The organism is Arthrobacter sp. THG-b23 (genome assembly GCF_059091265.1).
Map to the genome: position 1 here is coordinate 43,365 of NZ_JBNHGM010000005.1, position 16,780 is coordinate 60,144.

Annotated in this window: 14 protein-coding genes and 3 tRNA genes; 2 read left to right on the plus strand and 15 right to left on the minus strand. The window is 66.6% G+C overall.

Features of this window, described 5'->3' with window-relative positions; genetic code table 11:
* Window positions 1-42: 42 nt before the first annotated feature.
* The 3 genes from pyrH to rpsB form a co-directional block, all read right to left on the minus strand.
* Complete coding sequence (gene pyrH / locus AC5RVD_RS10785) at window positions 43-786, minus strand: UMP kinase (protein ID WP_494068035.1); 744 nt, start codon at window positions 784-786, stop codon at window positions 43-45.
* A 171-nt stretch (window positions 787-957) separates the two neighbouring features.
* Window positions 958-1,797 (minus strand): translation elongation factor Ts, encoded by an 840-nt coding sequence (gene tsf / locus AC5RVD_RS10790; RefSeq protein ID WP_494111394.1) that lies wholly within the window; start codon window positions 1,795-1,797, stop codon window positions 958-960.
* Window positions 1,798-1,914: 117 nt separating this feature from the next.
* Window positions 1,915-2,814 (minus strand): 30S ribosomal protein S2, encoded by a 900-nt coding sequence (gene rpsB, locus AC5RVD_RS10795; RefSeq protein WP_494111395.1) that lies wholly within the window; start codon window positions 2,812-2,814, stop codon window positions 1,915-1,917.
* Between the two features lie 376 nt (window positions 2,815-3,190).
* Between rpsB and AC5RVD_RS10800 the strand changes: the two genes are divergently transcribed.
* Complete coding sequence (locus AC5RVD_RS10800) at window positions 3,191-3,697, plus strand: murein hydrolase activator EnvC family protein (RefSeq protein ID WP_494126907.1); 507 nt, start codon at window positions 3,191-3,193, stop codon at window positions 3,695-3,697.
* Here the strand turns inward: AC5RVD_RS10800 and AC5RVD_RS10805 are convergent.
* From AC5RVD_RS10805 to AC5RVD_RS10830, 6 genes are all read right to left on the minus strand, one after another.
* Complete coding sequence (locus tag AC5RVD_RS10805) at window positions 3,694-4,884, minus strand: acyl-CoA dehydrogenase family protein (protein ID WP_494111397.1); 1,191 nt, start codon at window positions 4,882-4,884, stop codon at window positions 3,694-3,696. The genes AC5RVD_RS10800 and AC5RVD_RS10805 overlap by 4 nt on opposite strands.
* 209 nt (window positions 4,885-5,093) lie before the next feature.
* Window positions 5,094-5,167 (minus strand) — tRNA-Ile (locus AC5RVD_RS10810).
* A gap of 88 nt (window positions 5,168-5,255) precedes the next feature.
* Window positions 5,256-6,482, minus strand: a complete 1,227-nt coding sequence (locus tag AC5RVD_RS10815) for a glycosyltransferase (protein WP_494111398.1) — start codon at window positions 6,480-6,482, stop codon at window positions 5,256-5,258.
* A 25-nt stretch (window positions 6,483-6,507) separates the two neighbouring features.
* The gene (locus tag AC5RVD_RS10820) at window positions 6,508-7,422 is read right to left on the minus strand and encodes a DMT family transporter (RefSeq protein WP_494111399.1); all 915 of its coding nucleotides are present in this window, start codon (window positions 7,420-7,422) and stop codon (window positions 6,508-6,510) included.
* A gap of 42 nt (window positions 7,423-7,464) precedes the next feature.
* Window positions 7,465-8,094, minus strand: coding sequence for a CDP-alcohol phosphatidyltransferase family protein (locus AC5RVD_RS10825; RefSeq protein WP_493988112.1), 630 nt, complete (start codon window positions 8,092-8,094; stop codon window positions 7,465-7,467).
* A gap of 91 nt (window positions 8,095-8,185) precedes the next feature.
* Complete coding sequence (locus AC5RVD_RS10830; protein ID WP_494111400.1) at window positions 8,186-8,899, minus strand: phage holin family protein; 714 nt, start codon at window positions 8,897-8,899, stop codon at window positions 8,186-8,188.
* Window positions 8,900-9,427: 528 nt separating this feature from the next.
* Here AC5RVD_RS10830 and AC5RVD_RS10835 point away from each other — a divergent pair.
* On the plus strand, window positions 9,428-10,846 hold the full coding sequence (locus AC5RVD_RS10835) for a GH1 family beta-glucosidase (RefSeq protein WP_494126908.1): 1,419 nt from the start codon (window positions 9,428-9,430) through the stop codon (window positions 10,844-10,846).
* A 50-nt stretch (window positions 10,847-10,896) separates the two neighbouring features.
* Here AC5RVD_RS10835 and AC5RVD_RS10840 read toward each other — a convergent pair.
* From AC5RVD_RS10840 to AC5RVD_RS10865, 6 genes are all read right to left on the minus strand, one after another.
* Window positions 10,897-10,969 (minus strand) — tRNA-Asn (locus AC5RVD_RS10840).
* Between the two features lie 117 nt (window positions 10,970-11,086).
* A tRNA-Asn gene (locus AC5RVD_RS10845) sits at window positions 11,087-11,159 on the minus strand.
* Window positions 11,160-11,239: 80 nt separating this feature from the next.
* Entirely contained in the window at window positions 11,240-13,351 is a 2,112-nt protein-coding gene (gene dnaG / locus AC5RVD_RS10850) for a DNA primase (RefSeq protein WP_494126909.1), read from the minus strand.
* Between the two features lie 109 nt (window positions 13,352-13,460).
* The gene (locus tag AC5RVD_RS10855) at window positions 13,461-14,756 is read right to left on the minus strand and encodes a deoxyguanosinetriphosphate triphosphohydrolase (protein ID WP_494111403.1); all 1,296 of its coding nucleotides are present in this window, start codon (window positions 14,754-14,756) and stop codon (window positions 13,461-13,463) included.
* Window positions 14,749-15,930, minus strand: coding sequence for a tRNA dihydrouridine synthase DusB (gene dusB, locus AC5RVD_RS10860; RefSeq protein ID WP_493988107.1), 1,182 nt, complete (start codon window positions 15,928-15,930; stop codon window positions 14,749-14,751). The genes AC5RVD_RS10855 and dusB overlap by 8 nt, the downstream gene beginning before the upstream one ends.
* A 137-nt stretch (window positions 15,931-16,067) precedes the next feature.
* A complete protein-coding gene (locus tag AC5RVD_RS10865; protein WP_494111405.1) occupies window positions 16,068-16,736 on the minus strand; it encodes an HAD family hydrolase in 669 nt (222 codons plus the stop codon).
* Between the last annotated feature and the right edge of the window lie 44 nt (window positions 16,737-16,780).

A 16,780-nucleotide genomic window follows, 5' to 3' on the forward strand; every position in this document is an offset into this window, starting at 1 on the left:
TCTTTTCCATCCTAGGCTATCGGGCGGATGGCCCGGCGCCAGTCAGGCGGTGACGTAGGTGCCGATCTGCTCGCCCAAAATCGCACGGGTCACGTTGCCTTCGCCCTCCATCCCGAAGACCACCATGGACAGCTTGTTGTCCCGGCACAGGCTGAAGGCGGTCTGGTCCATCACCCGGATATTCCGGCGCATCGCTTCGTCGTAGGTCAGGGTGTCGAGCTTCTCGGCAGCCGGGTCTTTCTTCGGGTCGGCCGTGTAGACGCCGTCCACGCCGTTCTTCGCCATGAGTACGACGTCGGCGTGCACCTCGAGCGCGCGCTGGGCAGCGACCGTGTCGGTGGAGAAATAGGGCAGGCCGGCGCCGGCACCGAAGATGACCACGCGGCCCTTCTCCATGTGCCGGATGGCCCGCCGCGGAATGTAGGCCTCGGCTATCTGCCCCATGGTGATCGCGCTCTGCACGCGGGTGTCCACCCCGGCCTGTTCGAGGAAGTCCTGGAGGGCCAGGCAGTTCATGACGGTCCCGAGCATGCCCATGTAATCGGCACGGGAGCGGTCCATGCCCGACGTCGACAGTTCGGCGCCGCGGAAGAAGTTGCCGCCGCCCACGACTATGGCCACTTCGACCTGGCCGACGGTGGCGGCGATCTGCTTGGCGACGCCCCGGACGGTGTCCGGGTCCACGCCCAGCTTCCCTCCGCCGAAGACTTCGCCCGAAAGTTTCAGCAGGACGCGGCGGCGTTTGGCCCCGGCATCAGCGGTGGTCTGGGTGTTCTGGGATTCCATGGTGCCTCCCGGCGTGCGTGGTTCTGGGGAAAGAGTATGTGAGTGGCCGCGCGGCTGCCCGACGGCTGAAGCCGCGCGGCCGATCCGGACATGAAAAAGGAGTGGTCACCGGTTGGTGACCACCCCCTTGTCATCTGAATCAGCCAGTTCGCCTAAGCGTTGCGACCGAGGTTACGCTCCGACGCGGAAGCGGGCAATGGCGGTGGCGTTGACGCCGGCCGCTTCCAGCACCTTGCCGACAGACTGCTTCGGGTCCTTGGCAAACGGCTGGTCCAGCAGCACGATCTCCTTGAAGAAACCGTTCAGCCGGCCTTCGACGATCTTGGCCAGTGCGGCCTCGGGCTTGCCTTCGGCGCGGGCGGTCTCGTCGGCGATGCGGCGTTCGTTCTCCACCGTCTCGGCCGGAACCTCTTCGCGGGTCAGGTAGGCCGGTGCGTAGGCGGCGCTGTGCACGGCGACGTCGTGTGCTGCCTCGGTGGCTGCAGCCCCCTCGCCGTCAACGGCGAAGAGGACGCCAACCTGTGCCGGCAGGTCCTTGGAGGTCTTGTGCAGGTAAGCATCCACGGTCTTGCCCTCGACCCGGGCAACCCGGCGGACGACGATCTTTTCGCCCAGCACGGCGCCTTCCTCGACGACGAAATCGCCCAGCGGCTTGCCGTCGACGTCGGCGGCCAGCAGCGCGTCGAGCTCGGCAGCGCCGGACTCAACCGCTACGGCCAGTACCTTGTCAGCGAGTTCGATGAACTTGGCGGACTTGGCGACGAAGTCGGTCTCGCAGTTGACCTCGATCATGACGCCGACCGTTCCGTCGATGACCTTGGCGGCAACCAGGCCTTCGGCAGTGGAACGGCCCTCACGCTTGGTGGCGCCCTTCAGGCCCTTGATGCGGATCAGCTCAATGGCCTTCTCGGCATCTCCATTGGCCTCGTCCAAAGCCTTCTTGACATCCATCATGCCGGCGCCGGTGCGCTCGCGCAGGGCCTTGATATCAGCAGCGGTGTAGTTCGCCATTTGGACTCCAGTCCTCCCGTATTAAGTAGTGTTCGGTGCCGCTGGCGGCGGGACCACAGCAGGCCCGGCCGCCAGCGGAAGTCCGGCGGCGCACAAGGCGCCGCCGGTGAGTCGGATTTACTTCTCGGTGTCCGCGGCGGGTGCTTCGTCGGCCGGGGCGTCCGCTGCGGGTGCTTCGGCGGCCGGGGCTTCGGCGGCGGGAGCGTCAGCAGCAGCTTCGGCGGCGGGGGCTTCGGCGGCCGGGGCCTCGGTCGAACCCTCGAGCAGTTCGCGCTCCCACTCGGCCATCGGCTCGGCCGGAGCTTCGGTGTTGCCTGCGGCGCGGTTGTTGCGGGCGATGAGGCCCTCGGCAACGGCGTCGGCGATCACGCGGGTCAGCAGGTTGACGGAGCGGATGGCATCGTCGTTGCCCGGGATCGGGAAGTCGACTTCGTCCGGATCGCAGTTGGTATCCAGGATGGCCACGACGGGGATGCCGAGCTTCTGGGCCTCGTCAATGGCGAGGTGTTCCTTCTTGGTGTCGACAACCCACATGACCGAAGGGGTCTTGGTCAGGTTGCGGATGCCGCCCAGCGTGGTTTCCAGCTTGGTCTTCTCGCGCTGCAGCAGCAGCAGTTCCTTCTTGGTGCGGCCGGAAGCAGCAACGTCGTCGAAGTTGATCTCTTCGAGTTCCTTCAGGCGCGAGATGCGCTTGGAGACGGTCTGGAAGTTGGTCATCATGCCGCCGAGCCAGCGCTGGTTGACGTAGGGCTGTCCGACGCGGGTGGCCTGCTCGGCAATCGCTTCCTGGGCCTGCTTCTTGGTGCCGACGAACAGCACGGTGCCGCCGTGGGCAACGGTGGCCTTGACGAACTCGTAGGCGCGGTCGATGTAGGACAGCGACTGCTGCAGGTCGATGATGTAGATGCCGTTGCGCTCGGTGAAGATGAAGCGCTTCATCTTCGGGTTCCAACGGCGGGTCTGGTGACCGAAATGTACGCCGCTGTCGAGCAGCTGGCGCATGGTAACGACTGGCATGTCGTCACTCCTTCCGGCAGCATCGGGCTGGGCCTGGGCTGCTGCCTGTAGACGGTTGTTAGCTTTTCGCCCGGCGGGCTAAGCTCCTGGCGTCTGTCGGCGCCACCGGCACGGCGGCGCAGGTGCCCGGACCGGTTTCCCGGACCGCCTGGACACACTTCCATCGCTCACATCGAGCCGATGGATTTCAGACACGCGTAGTCAGCCTCCGCCCGGACATGGGTCATGGACGGAAAACTGCTTCGTCCAGTGTACTACAGGCAACACCGTGTTCCCGCGCGTTCCCGCCCTCCACAGCGGCCGGCGCCAAGGGGGTTGCGCACACCGTCCTGCGCCGCCGTGGCACGCACCGGAGGCAGCGGCAACGATCGGCTGCATGACCCCGTCCTTGTTCCGCTGCGCAGCCGCCGCGGCCTCTGCCGTGCTGCTTGCCGCGGCCGGTTCGCCCGAGCCGGCAGGCCTGCCCTCTTATTCGCCGCCGTGGAGCTGGCCTGCCAGCCCGCAACCCGTCGTCGTGCGCGGCTTTGAACCGCCGCCCGAGCCCTGGCTGGGCGGACATCGCGGCGTCGATTTGGCGGTTCCGGCCGGGACGACCGTCCTCTCCCCCGCCGCTGGCCGGGTCAGTTTCTCAGGCCGGGTCGTCGACAGGCCGGTGATTACCATCGATCATGGCAACGGCCTGCGCAGCAGCCTGCTGGCCGTGGCGTCCGAACTGCGGGCCGGAGATACCGTTTCGGCGGGCGATCCGGTGGGAACGGTGGCCGCGAGCAGCCATTGTGCCTGCCTGCATTGGGGCGTCCGCCGCGGTGACGCCTACATCAACCCCCTGCAGTTCGTCATGGACCTGCGGCCTTCGGTACTGCTGCCGGTGCCGGATGGCTAAACGAACGCCGCCAGCCCGGTGATTGCCCGGCCGGCCACCAGGGAGTTGATTTCGTGGGTTCCTTCGTAGGAGTAGATGGCCTCGGCGTCGGCAAAAATCTTGGCCATTTCGTAGTCGGCGACAATGCCGTTGCCGCCCAGGATGTTGCGGCCCAGTGCAACGCTTTCACGCATCCGGGCAGTGGTGAACGCCTTGGCGAGTGCGGACTGCTCGTCCTTGGCCTGGCCGGCGTCTTCCAGCTGCGCAAGGCGGACCATCATGCCCATCGACGCCACCGTGTTGCCGAGAATCTGCACCAACTGGTCCTGCACCAGCTGGAACGAGGCCAACGGCCTTCCGAACTGGTGCCGCTCGACCGCATAGCGCCGTGCCACATCGAAGGCAGCCATCTGCTGCCCCACCGCCTGCCACGCCACGGCGAGCCGCGTCACCTTCAGCACCTTGTTGGTGTCCCGGAAGCTGTTGGCGCCCTTGAGATGGAAATCATCGGGGACCACCACATTCTCCAAGGTGATGTCCGCGTTCTGCACGGTGCGGAGGCTGATCTTGTTCTCGATCTTCGTCGCGCCGTAGCCGGGGGTGGCCGTGTCCACCAGGAAGCCCTTGACCTGGTTGTCGGCCAGGTCGCGTGCGTAAATCACGACCCAGTCCGAGAATGTCGCGTTGCCAATCCAGCGCTTGGCCCCGTTCAGCACCCAGTTGGCCCCGTCCCGCCGGGCCGTGGTGCGCGTGCCGCCGGCGACGTCGGAGCCACCGAGCGGTTCCGTCAGCCCGAAAGCGCCGATCTTCTTGAGGGCGTAGATGTCCGGCAGCCAGGCCTCCTGCTGCTCCTTCGACGCGAGGGCTTCGATCGATCCGGCGAAAAGGCCGTCGTGGACCCCCAGGAACGTGGCAATGGAAGTGTCTGCGCGGGTGAACTCCGCGTGCACGAGGCCGGCGAACAAGTTGGAATAGCCCTGCCGCCTGACCGGGCTGACCACATCAAGGTCCGCCAGTTTCGGGATGATCTCCAGGGGGAACTCCGCCCGGTTCCAGCAGTCGACGGCGATGGGGCGGACTTCCTTGGCCAGCCAGTCACGGATGTCATGCAGCCGCGAACGTTCGTGCTCCGAGAGCATCTCCTCGAAGGCGTAGAAGTCGCCATCGGCGTAGGGGAGGTCGTTCGGATCGATGACGCGCTGGCCCATAGTGGCTTCCTTTTCTGTGAACAGGTCGCGGTCCCGGGCATGAGGCCACGGGGAAAAAATAAGTTACTGAGCAGTAACTTAGCGCAAGACCGGCAATCGGGCAACGGCCGAAGGAGTAGACGCCCACCCCGGCTCTGCGACCTCGTGGGGGTTTGGCCGGCGGCACGACAAAGGCCCCGGACCATGTGGTCCGGGGCCTTCGCTAAACGTAGGGCGGGTGGGGCTTGAACCCACGACCAAAGGATTATGAGTCCTCTGCTCTGACCGGCTGAGCTACCGCCCCTCGTTGCCGGACAGTGCCCCGCAGAGCGGGGACCGTTACCGGCACCTTAGACATACTAAGTCCTCCCGGCCGGCAGGCGCACGTTGGCCTAGTCGAGGTAGTCGTCCGCCGAGGCGCCGCGGTAGAGCTGCTCAAAGGTGTCCATGGTCTTATCGATACCGTGCCGCATCGCCTTCGCGTGGCTGGCTTCGCCCATGGCCTCCAGCCGCTCGGGGCTCTGGCCTAGTACGGCGTTGAGCTTTGCCGCCAGATCGGCGGGATCGCGCGGGGCAAACAAGTAGCCATTGACCCCGTCGTCCACCAAGTGCGGCAAGGCCATCGCATTGGCCAGCACCACCGGCTTGCTGGCGGACATTGCTTCCAGGGACACCAGCGATTGCAGTTCGGCGGTTCCGGGCTGGCAAAACACAGCCGAGCGCAGGTACGCCTTGCGCAGTTCGGCGTCGTCCACATGGCCCAGGAATGCGACCCTGCGGCCGAGCCCCATCGCCGCAACCCTCGCTTGGAGGTTCTTCCGCTCGTCGCCGTCGCCGATGATCTCCAGATGGACATTCAGCGCGGGATCCGTCATGGCCAGCGCCTCGATCAGCGTGTCCACGTTCTTTTCCACCGCCAGCCGGCCCACAAACAACACCGTGGGGTGTTCCGGCCTCTCGATTGTTTCCCCGGGGGCCAACTCATAGGCAGCGGCGTCGATGCCGTTGGACAAGGGCATCACCTTGTGCAGGAACGCGTGATCACGCATCGCCTTGGCGGCCAGCGGCGTCGGCGTCGTCACCACGGCGGCCTTGCCCATGATCTTGCCCATGTCGCGCCAGGAGTTCTTCGCCACGATGTCTAGGAACCACTGCGGGAACGGCAGGAACGGCTCCAGGTTCTCCGGCATGAAGTGGTTGGTCGCGATGGTGCGGATGCCCCGTCGCACTGCTTCGGCGATGGTGGCCTGTCCGATCATGTAGTGGCACTGGATGTGCACTACGTCCGGCTGGACCTCATCGAATATCCGCTTGATGTCGCGCCTGATCTCCCAGGGAAAGCAGATGCGCCAGGTCTCGTGCGTCGGCACCGAATGGGAGCGGAGCCGGTGCACCTTGGCCTCCGGACGGTGCTCCACGAAGGTCGGACCCTTGTCGTACCGGCCCGCGATGATGTCAACGCTGTGTCCGCGCTTGGTCATCGCCGTGGCCAGCCGGAACCCGAAGACGGCCGCTCCGTTGACATCTGGCGGGTAGGTATCGGCTGCAATCAGGATCTTGAGGGGTTTCGGTCCGATGTCGTCGCTCACCTGCGGCAGGACTCCTTGGTTCGTAGTCACGGTATCCTTCATCGGCGTCGGGGCCCTATGGTTTCTTGCCCGAGGCTTGGGCCCGGCGCCGGGCTTCTTCCTGTTTCTGCAACACGTCCGGATGGTGCCTCGAGAGGGCAATGACCCCAACAATAGCAACCAAACCTGCCCCCACCATGCCAATCGCAAACACCGGTTCGACGTCGGGCCTGAGCTCTCCGAGGATGAAAATGCCGATCGCGATGCCCACCAGCGGATCGATCACTGTCAGCCCCGCGATGACCAGATCGGGCGGGCCGCTGGCATAGGCACTCTGGACAAACCAAGCCCCCAGGCCGCCCGCTGCGGCGACCGCGATGACAGTGTAGATCGGCACGTTCGCGATGAAACCGCCGCCCGGCTCCAGCAGCCGCAGGCCAATAATCCTTACCAGCACGGCGACGAAGCCGAACAGCATGCCGGCTCCCAGGATGTAAGCGAAGGCGTTCAGCCTGCGCCGGAACATCAGTTCCAGCGAGAGGAAGACTGCAACGACCACGGCCAGCAGCAGGACCGCTGAGAGTTCCTCCTCTGCCCGTACCCGATGGCTGGCGCCGGTGACGTTGACGGCCAGCAGCACGAAAACGGCGCTTCCTGCCACACAGGCCGAGATCGCTACCACCGTCACGCGGTTTAGCCGGATCCCTTGGTCTTTGGAATTGATGATCGTGGTGATGACCAAGGCGATGGCGCCGATTGGCTGGACGACGGTCAGCGGCGCGCTCACCAAGGCAACCACGTTCAGTCCCATTCCGACGACCAACAACAGCAGTCCCAGGACCCAGCGGGGGTTGCGGAGCATCCGCAGCAAACCGGAGACGCTCATCGCCAGGCCGCCGGTATTGGCTTGGACGGCACTGGCTTGGCGCTGGGTGCCGAGGGCGAGGAAGAAGGCGCCGAGCAAGGCACAGAAGATTGCTAACCAGACCATGGAGTCCCGTCAGGAGATGTCCGCTGCCGCCCGGATTCCGGATCAACCACGGTGTGGATCGTCCTGGCCGACCGCGCGCTGGCGCTTGTACTTGCCCCATGCCGCCCGCATGTAGCCCAGCCAGGCGAGGACGTGCCCAACACAGCCCGCGGCCAGGATGACGTAGGCCAAAATCAGCAGCCAGTCGTGGCCGAAGCCTTCCACCCGATGGAGCAGCAGCAGCGGAGTTCCCACCAGCAGCAAGGCGGTCCGGATCTTGCCGATGTCGGTGACGGGAAGGTCGGGGCTGCCATGGAACAGGAGCAGCGAGAACACGAGCAGGATCGCGTCCGGGATGATGATGGACAACAGCAGCCACCACGGGGCAATGCCGGCAGCGACGAACGTCGTGGCCACGATGATGAGGGCCAGCCGGTCGGCAACCGGATCGAGCCACTTGCCGACCGAGGAGACTTGGTCGAGGCGACGGGCAATGTAGCCGTCGACCCAGTCCGTGGACCCCAGCACCACCAGCGTGATGGTGGCTGCCCCGTAGGACTGTCGGGCGATCAACCAGACAAACAGCGGCACTGCGAGGAAACGCAGCACGGTGATGAGGTTCGGGATGGTCCAGAACGTGTGCAGCTCACGGTACTCGAAGTCGCGCCGCGTCCCGGCACCGATGATCCTCAAACGCTGTCCCTCCCCTCAGTCGTCGTTCCACGCTGGGCAGCCGACTGCGCTGCAGCCGGCTCCCGTGCCGCCGTGCGGCGGTCAGGAATTCTTATTTTTGCAGCAGCCGCCGGAGCATGACGCCCATCGCAGTCAGCGAGACCGCCAGCGTCGCCAACGGCTTCCAACGCTCCCGCAGCTCCGGGCCGGCCTCGCTTACGGCCTCGTTCACGGCCTCGGCACCTGCCACGAGGCGCTCGGTGGCAGCGTCTGCCACATGCTTCGCCCGGCGCTTGGCCTGCTCTGCACGGGGCCGGGGGTCGACCCGGCGGCCGAGATCGTCCCTGACTGCCGCCAAATGGTCGCGGCGCTCGGCCGTACGGGCACGCAGTTCGTCCATCGTTGGTGCCGGCGCCTTGGCTTCCTTGCGCTCTGCCTTTTCCGCCTTGGTCTCCTTCTCGGGCTTTTCATCCAGTGTCGCCGGATCGAAGCTGCTGCCCTCACGCAACACTCCGACGTCGTACTTGACGCCGCGGATCGCCTCGGCGGGCACGAGCGGCATGGCCTTCTTGCCCCTCGAGATTCCAATGAGCGCCAGGATACCGCCCAGGATCAGGAACACGGCTGCGACGATCAGCGCCGCCAGCCATGCCGGCATGATGAGCGCCAGTCCCATGATTGCCGCTATCAGAAGGGAAATGACCATGAAGACCAGGAACACCAGCGCGGCCGCCAGGATCGCAGCCGCGATACCTGCCTTGACGCCCTTCCCCTTGAGCTCGAGCACGGCCAGCGAGAACTCGTCCTGAATCTGGCGGGGGGTCAACTGGCCGGCGAGCCGCGCAAGTCCCGGCGTCGACAACCTCGCACCGGCAGCGGTGCTCCCGGCCTGCCCGACACGGGCAGCCGTGGTTCCGGGCGGACGTAACCCGGTTACGGTGCTTCCGGGATTCCTCGCACCGGCTGCGGTGCTCCCGGCATTCGTCGCACCGGCTGCGGTGCTCCCGGCATTCGTCGCACCGGTGGCGGTGCTTCCGGGATTCCTCGCACCGGTGGCGGTGCTTCCGGAATTGCTCGCACCGGTGGCGGTGCTCCCGGACATCCTCGCACCGGTTGCGGTGCTTCCGTGGCTTTCCGGACCGGTCATGGGCTCTGCCTCCATCATTGTCGGTAGTGCGCGAGTGTCCACACCTTCAAATTATCATTCTGCCCCAGTCTGCCCCCTCAGCCGTAGGGAGGACATTCAACGGAGGGCTGTGGAACAGAAAATAAGAGTAAACGCTTACGTTCGTCCCCCCGCCGAACTAGGCTGGCAGGCAGTCCGTGTCGATGCTGCGTTTGCGTAAGGGATGGGATGAGCAAGGGCCTGCAATTTCCGAAGCAATTCCTGTGGGGCGCCGCGACGGCCGCCTACCAAATCGAAGGCGCGTCCCACGACGACGGGCGCACCGATTCCATCTGGGATGTCTTCTGCCGGCTGCCCGGAGCCATCGTGGGCGGCGAGACCGGCGAACGCGCCTGCGACCACTACCACCGCTACCGCGAGGACGTCGCCCTGATGTCCTCCCTGAACCTGGGTACTTACCGGTTTTCCACGTCGTGGCCGCGGGTCAAACCGGACGACGCGGCAGTGAATCCCGCCGGCCTGGGTTTCTATTCACGCCTGGTGGACGAGCTGTGTGCGGCGGGCATCAAGCCCTGGCTCACGCTGTACCACTGGGATTTGCCGCAGGCGCTGCAGGAGAACGGCGGCTGGGCGAACCGGGACACCGCCTACCGCTTCGCGGAGTATGCCCTGGCGGTCCATGAGGCGCTCGGCGACCGGGTACGCGTCTGGACCACGCTCAACGAGCCATGGTGCTCGGCTTTCCTCGGCTATGGTTCGGGCGTCCACGCCCCGGGAATCCAGTCGCGGCCGCAGGCCTTGGCCGCCATGCACCACCTGCTGCTGGGACACGGGCTGGCCACCGGGGAACTGCGCCGCCGTGATCCGGCTGCCGAGCTCGGCCTCACCCTGAACTTCACGGTGGCGGATCCCCTGGGCCCGGAGGATCCCGTCGATGTCGATGCCGCCCGCCGTATCGATGGCCAGTTCAACCGCGCTTTCCTGGACCCCGTCTTCCGCGGTTCGTACCCGGCGGATTTTCTGGTGGACGTGGAGCCGTACGGACTGGATGCCAGGATCCGGGACGGGGACCTGGAACTGATCGGAACCAGGATCGACGTCCTGGGGGTCAACTACTACCACGGAGAGGCAGTGACCGGGCATCCCCGCCCGGACGCGGAGAACACGCATGCTGCCCCGGTCGAGCGGCCGGTTGCGCCGCCCTACCCCGCGGCCGACCATGTCAGTTCCGTTTCCCGCGGGCTGCCCACGACGGCGATGGGTTGGGAAATCCAGCCGGAAGGACTGCACCGGCTGCTCATCCGCTTGCAGGACGAGTACAGCGGGCCGGCCGGGACGGGACTCTTCGTCACTGAGAACGGGGCTGCCTTCGACGACGAGGTCGCTGCCGACGGGGCCGTGCATGACCGGCAGCGGCTGGAGTTCCTGCGCGCGCACATCATTCAATGCCACCGTGCGATCCAGGACGGGGTGGACCTGCGGGGCTACTTCGGCTGGTCGCTGATGGACAACTTCGAATGGGCCTGGGGCTACCGCAAGCGCTTCGGCCTGACCCGGGTGGACTACGACACGCTGGAGCGCACCGTGAAGGACAGCGGCCGCTGGTTTGCGCAAGTCGCGGCCGGCAACCGGGTGGCCTCGGCGTAGCCAAAGAAAAATCCCGCAACCGGCGCGCGGTGCGGGATTTTGCCTTGCAGCTCCCCCGACTGGACTCGAACCAGTAACCCTTCGATTAACAGTCGAATGCTCTGCCAATTGAGCTACGGGGGATTGAAGCGAGTAAAACTCTAGCAGGATGGCCGGGTGGAGACGAAATCGCCCTGTCACCGAGGCCCGGACGCACAGGATCCCCGCCTTCGGACGAAGACGGGGATCCTGGTTTGTCCGCTCCCCCGACTGGACTCGAACCAGTAACCCTTCGATTAACAGTCGAATGCTCTGCCAATTGAGCTACGGGGGAAAGCTGCCATCCGCCAATCGGCGGTTTGACCTCCAACAGCATACTCAATGCAGGCCGGAACTTGCCAATTGGAGGCGGGCCTACTCCGCGCGAAGGGCCCGCCGCTGCATCTCCAGTTCCATCAGTTCACGGTTGATCTGTTGGAAGCTCGCGGGATCTGACGCCGGATCCATCCGTTGCAACTGGCCCAGCTTGTCGGCCTTCAGGTGGGTGATCTGCAGGTCCTGCAGCCGGTTCAGGATGCCCCGGCAATACAGCCGCAGGGCGTCGTCGTTCTGCGCAGGCAGCGGGGTCACCGCAAGTTCCGAGACGAAAGTGCGCAGCTCCTCCGGGACCTCCTGGCGAATCGTCTCCACCCACTGCGACGGGGTAGCACCGGAAACGCCGGCCGCCCGGACGGCGCCGTGGATGGCCACGTGCACGGGCGCCAGGAAGCGGGCCTGCATGAACTGTTCCCACTGGTTGGCATCAAGGAGGCCGGGCTGTTGAATCGCCACTTCCAGCGCCTGGTGTTCCAAGCGGACCACGGGATCACGCAGGTCCGGGCGCGGAAAGGCCGGGGGCGCCGCATACTGGCCGGCATCCTGGGCGTAGGCCGCTTCACCGCTGGCATCGGTGTCCCGGCCGTAGCCGTGCTGCGCAGCGTGCCCGTAGGCAGGCTGGCCCTGGCTGTTCTGTTGCCGGCGGGAAGCATTTCCCGGATTCCACGCGTCCTCCCGACCGTGCGGGCCGCCGTCGCCTCGCCGGTCCCGTGCGGGCGACTGCTGCGTGCCGCGGTTCGGTTCCTGCCCGCGGTCCTGCTGGCCCCGCTCGCGGCCTGCCGACCGGGCCCCGGATTCCTGTCCCCGTTTCGCGGCTCCGGCCACGGCGCGGGTGACATCGTCAATGTCCATGCCCAGCCAGCCGGCAAGTTCACGCGAGTAGCCGGGCCGCATGGCCGGGTCCCTGATTTCGGCAACCACCGGGGCGGCGGCCCGCAGGGCCTGGACCCTTCCTTCGACCGTGTCCAGGTTGAACTTCTTCAAGGTGGCCTTGATCGCGAACTCGAACAGCGGGCGGCGTGAGCTGATCAGCTCGCGCACCGCACCTTCGCCGTGGCTCAAGCGCAGGTCGCATGGATCCGCGCCGCTCGGCTCGACGGCTACGTAGGTCTGGGCAACGAAGCGCTGGTCTTCCTCGAAGGCCCGCAGCGCGGCCTTTTGGCCCGCCTCGTCGCCGTCGAAGGTGAAGATCACTTCGCCCCCGGTCCCGTCATCGGAGAGCAGGCGCCGGGCAATCTTGATGTGGTCGGTGCCGAAGGAGGTGCCACAGGTCGCCACGGCCGTCCGGATGCCCGACAGGTGGCAGGCCATCACGTCCGTGTAGCCCTCCACGACCACCAGTTGGCGGCTCCGGGCGATGTCCCGTTTGGCCAGGTCGATTCCGTACAGGACCTGTGACTTCTTGTAGAGCACCGTCTCCGGCGTATTGAGGTATTTGGGCCCCTGGTCGTCCTCGAAGAGCTTGCGGGCACCAAACCCTATGGTGGCCCCCGTCAGGTCGCGGATGGGCCAGATCAGCCGGCCGCGGAAGCGGTCATAGATCCGGGCGTTCCGGCCGTCGGATCCGTCCGATCCGCCGGAAAACATGCCGGTCATCCGCAATTCGTCCTGGGTGAAGCCGCGGCCGGTCAGGTGCTTGAGCAGGCCGTCCCAGCCCTGCGGGGCATAGCCCACGGCGAACTGCTCTGCGGCAGCCTGGTCGAAGCCACGCCCGGAGAGAAACTCCCGTGCCGTCGCGGCACCCGGGCCCTGGAGCTGCTCCCGGAAGAACTCCGCGGCAACCTTGTGGGCGTCCAGCAGCCGCTGCCGCTTGCCGACGTCCTCCCGGCGGGGACCGGTGCCGCCGTCTTCGTACCGGAGCGTGTAGTTGATCCGGTGGGCGAGCTTCTCCACGGTCTCGGAGAACGTGGTGTGATCCATCTTCTGCACGAAGGAGATGACGTCACCGCCCTCGCCGCAGCCGAAGCAATGGTACGTGCCCACCTGCGGACGGACGTGGAACGACGGCGATCGCTCGTCGTGGAAGGGACACAGGCCCTTGAACGAACCGATGCCGGCCGACTTCAGCGTGACGTAGCCGTCGACGACTTCCTTGATGTCGGTACGCTGGCGGACTTCATCGATGTCTTCGCGCTTAATGAGTCCGGCCATGCTCCTATCGTATGCAGCCGCGCCAAATCGGCGGCGGAACCGCCTGCCGCTGGTGACGGTGGCGCCGCCGCAGCCGCCTGTGGAGGGAGGCTGCCGCCGCCCGCGCCCCTCACAGCAGGGTGCGGTGGGCCCCCATTAGGCGTTCGTGCAGCGCCAGGGCCGAGACATCGGTGAGCGAGGCGATCTGGTCAATAACCACGCGCAGGCGGCCGCCGTCGTCTTCCGCATCCCGCCAATCCGAGGCGAAGGGTTCCTCCAGATGCTTCTCCCCCGTGGCGTGCAGCTCGCTGACCAGGTCGTGCAAAATCTCCTGCTGGTGTTCGTAGACCGGCTGGCGCAGGTCCGCGGTCATTACGAACGTGGTGGCCAGCCCCTTCATCACCGCGATCTCGGTGGCGGTCTCCTGCGGCACCACCAGTTCCGCTCCGTAGCGGGTCAGCTGCTGCGGGCCGTAGATGGAGCGGGTGGCTTCCATCGCGCTGGAACAGAAGCGGCCGATCAACTGGCTGGTCATGTCTTTGAGCGCGGCCATTGCCTTGCGGCTGCCGTCGGCCTCGCGCACCCACACGCCGGAGCGCTCCAGCCGGATGAGCGCCTCGTCCACTTCCTGGGCGTCGCTGTGGGGCAGGTACCACTGCTGGGTGTAGCCGATAACCCGGCTGCGGGTGTCGGGGCTGTCCAGCCACTTGAGCTGGATGCGTCCGGCCACGATGGCGTCTTCGACGTCGTGCACGGAGTAGGAGATGTCGTCGGCGAGGTCCATCACCTGGGCCTCCAGGCAGGAACGGCGCTCCGCGGCGCCTTCGCGCAGCCAGTTGAACACGGGAAGGTCGTCTTCGTAGGCGCCGAACTTGCTCGTGCGCTTGCCGTGGATGACCGGCGCGTCGTCGGCGGACCACGGGTACTTGCACGCCGCATCCAGGCTGGCCCGGGTCAGGTTCAGTCCGGCCGGGGATCCGTCCGGGCGCAGGATCTTGGGCTCCAGCCGGGTCAGCAGCCGAAGCGTCTGGGCGTTGCCTTCGAAACCGCCGATGGCATGGGCCGCGGCGTTGAGCGCGGTCTCCCCGTTGTGTCCGAAGGGAGGATGGCCAAGGTCGTGGGACAGGCAGGCGGCGTCCACCACGTCGGGGTCGCAGCCCAGGGTGCGTCCCAGTTCGCGGCCCACCTGGGCCACTTCCAGGCTGTGGGTCAGCCGCGTCCGCACGAAGTCGTCGGTGTCCGGGGACACCACCTGCGTCTTGGCGCCCAGCCGGCGCAGCGCCGACGAGTGCAGGACCCGGGCCCGGTCGCGTTCGAACTGCGTCCGGTAGGTGCTCTTCGGCTCCTCCGTGTACCAGCGTTCCTGGTCGAAATCCGTGTATCCCGGCGTGGGCGGGGCCGGGCGCCCGGTGCGTACCTTAGCCACCGGAGACGTCCAATTCGGCGGCGGCGATCATGGCCTTGTGATCGGCGTTCAGCTCCCGGCTGGACAGCCAGCCGTCGGGCAGCGCCGGGCGTTTGGGTGAGCCGGCACGGCCCCGCGGGCCCTCGGCGTCCGCCCCCGGGTAGGGGGCGTCGGCATCCAGTTCGGCCAGCAGCTCGCGCAGCACCTCGAGGGTAGGCACCTGTGCCAGCGCGGCCCGCAGCTCCCCGCCCACCGAGTATCCCTTGAAGTACCAGGCCACGTGCTTGCGGATATCCCGCAGCGCCTTGCCCTCGTCCTCGAAGTAATCCACCAGCAGCTCGGCATGCCGGTAGAAGCTGTCCGCGACGTCCTTCAACCCTGGGCGGAAGCGCCTGTCGGTCCCTTCGAAGGCGGCCTGCAGGTCGCCGAACAGCCATGGGCGGCCTTGGCATCCGCGGCCGACGACGACCCCGTCCACGCCCGTCTGTTCCACCATCCGCACCGCATCCTCGGCGCTCCAGATGTCGCCGTTGCCGAGCACCGGGATATCCGGCAGGGCTTCCCGCAGTTCGGCGATCGCGTTCCAGTCGGCCTTGCCGGAGTAGAACTGGCTGGCGGTACGGCCGTGCAGTGCCACGGCGGCAACCCCGGCGTCGCGGGCAATCTTGCCGGCCTCGATGAAGGTCAGGTGCTCGTCGTCGATCCCCTTGCGCATCTTGATGGTCAGCGGCACGTTGCCCTTGGCCGCCTCGCGCGTCGCGGCCTGGATGATCGCGGTAAACAGTTCGGTTTTCCAGGGCAGCGCCGAGCCGCCGCCGCGGCGGGTGACCTTCGGCACCGGGCAGCCAAAGTTCAGGTCGATGTGGTCGGCGCGGTCTTCCTCCACCAGCAGCCGGACGGCGGCACCGACGGTTTTGGGGTCCACGCCGTAGAGCTGGACGGACCGCACGTCCTCGTCCTCGTCGTGCGAGATGATCCGCATGGATTCCCTGTTGCGTTCGACCAGCGCGCGGGACGTGACCATCTCCGCCACGTACAGGCCGCCGCCGTACTGGCGGCAGAGCCGGCGGAACGCCTTGTTGGTGATGCCGGCCATGGGTGCCAGCACCACCGGGGTGTCGACGGTTATCGGTCCGAGTTTGAGCGGCGGGAGCTCAAGCTTGGCGGCCGATTCGGGTGCAGCGGTAAGTGTCACCCCACCATTCTCTCAAAACCGGGCAAATCCGTCCGCCGGCACCCGCGCCTGTGGACCGGCCCGTCCGCTTCATCGCGATTCGCCCGCCCCCGCCGGGGTCCGTCCACGTCCACCGGACATCGGGACCGCGCGCGCCCTTAGCCGCGCAGGAGGGTGCCGAGGGCGCTGTCCATGAAGTGTTCCAACAGGTCCTGCGGGTCGCGGTACACCTCTGCCGCACCGGCGCGGAGCAAGGTCTCCGCGGGGGTCCCGCCGCATTCGAGGCCTATGACCGGGATTCCGAGGTCTCCGGCCGCCTGGACATCCCAGACGGCGTCTCCCACAAAAACGGTGTCTTCGGGCTGCAGGCCCGCCGCGGCCAGGGCCGCTTGCAGGATGTCCGGCGCCGGTTTGCTGTTCTCCGCGTCCGCGGAGCTGGTGGCGGCGGTGATGGACCCGTCGGCGTCGATCACGCGGCGCAGCACTTCCAGCTCCCTTTCCTCGGCGGAAGAGGCCAGCACGACGGCGAACCCCTCCGCGGCGGACCGGCGCACCAGCTCACGGGCACCGTCAAAGCGGCGGAGGGCCGGCCAAAAGGTGGAGAAGACGGTTCCGTGGGCGGCCTTGAGGTCCTCGTCCCGGGACTGGTCGCGGTCCTCGTCGAGCAGCTGTGCGATGAGCCTGCCGCCGCCCATTCCCACGCAACGGTGGATGTCCGCCATCGGGACGTCGACTCCCGCCTGCCGGAAGGCCTGCCACCAAGCAAGCACGTGCAGGTAGTTCGAGTCCACCAGCGTTCCGTCCACGTCAAACAGCACGCCTTTCATAAGCACTCCTCCTGACGACGGCGATGGTTCATGCGGCACCGGCC

What these genes read in the sequence shown, in the direction of transcription:
- AC5RVD_RS10820 (WP_494111399.1), bottom strand. Translation starts at nt 7,422, where the DNA reads ATGGTCTGGTTAGCAATCTTCTGTGCCTTGCTCGGCGCCTTCTTCCTC.
- AC5RVD_RS10865 (WP_494111405.1), bottom strand. Translation starts at nt 16,736, where the DNA reads ATGAAAGGCGTGCTGTTTGACGTGGACGGAACGCTGGTGGACTCGAAC.
- tsf (WP_494111394.1), bottom strand. Translation starts at nt 1,797, where the DNA reads ATGGCGAACTACACCGCTGCTGATATCAAGGCCCTGCGCGAGCGCACC.
- dnaG (WP_494126909.1), bottom strand. Translation starts at nt 13,351, where the DNA reads ATGGCCGGACTCATTAAGCGCGAAGACATCGATGAAGTCCGCCAGCGT.
- AC5RVD_RS10835 (WP_494126908.1), top strand. Translation starts at nt 9,428, where the DNA reads ATGAGCAAGGGCCTGCAATTTCCGAAGCAATTCCTGTGGGGCGCCGCG.
- AC5RVD_RS10800 (WP_494126907.1), top strand. Translation starts at nt 3,191, where the DNA reads ATGACCCCGTCCTTGTTCCGCTGCGCAGCCGCCGCGGCCTCTGCCGTG.
- rpsB (WP_494111395.1), bottom strand. Translation starts at nt 2,814, where the DNA reads ATGCCAGTCGTTACCATGCGCCAGCTGCTCGACAGCGGCGTACATTTC.
- pyrH (WP_494068035.1), bottom strand. Translation starts at nt 786, where the DNA reads ATGGAATCCCAGAACACCCAGACCACCGCTGATGCCGGGGCCAAACGC.
- AC5RVD_RS10805 (WP_494111397.1), bottom strand. Translation starts at nt 4,884, where the DNA reads ATGGGCCAGCGCGTCATCGATCCGAACGACCTCCCCTACGCCGATGGC.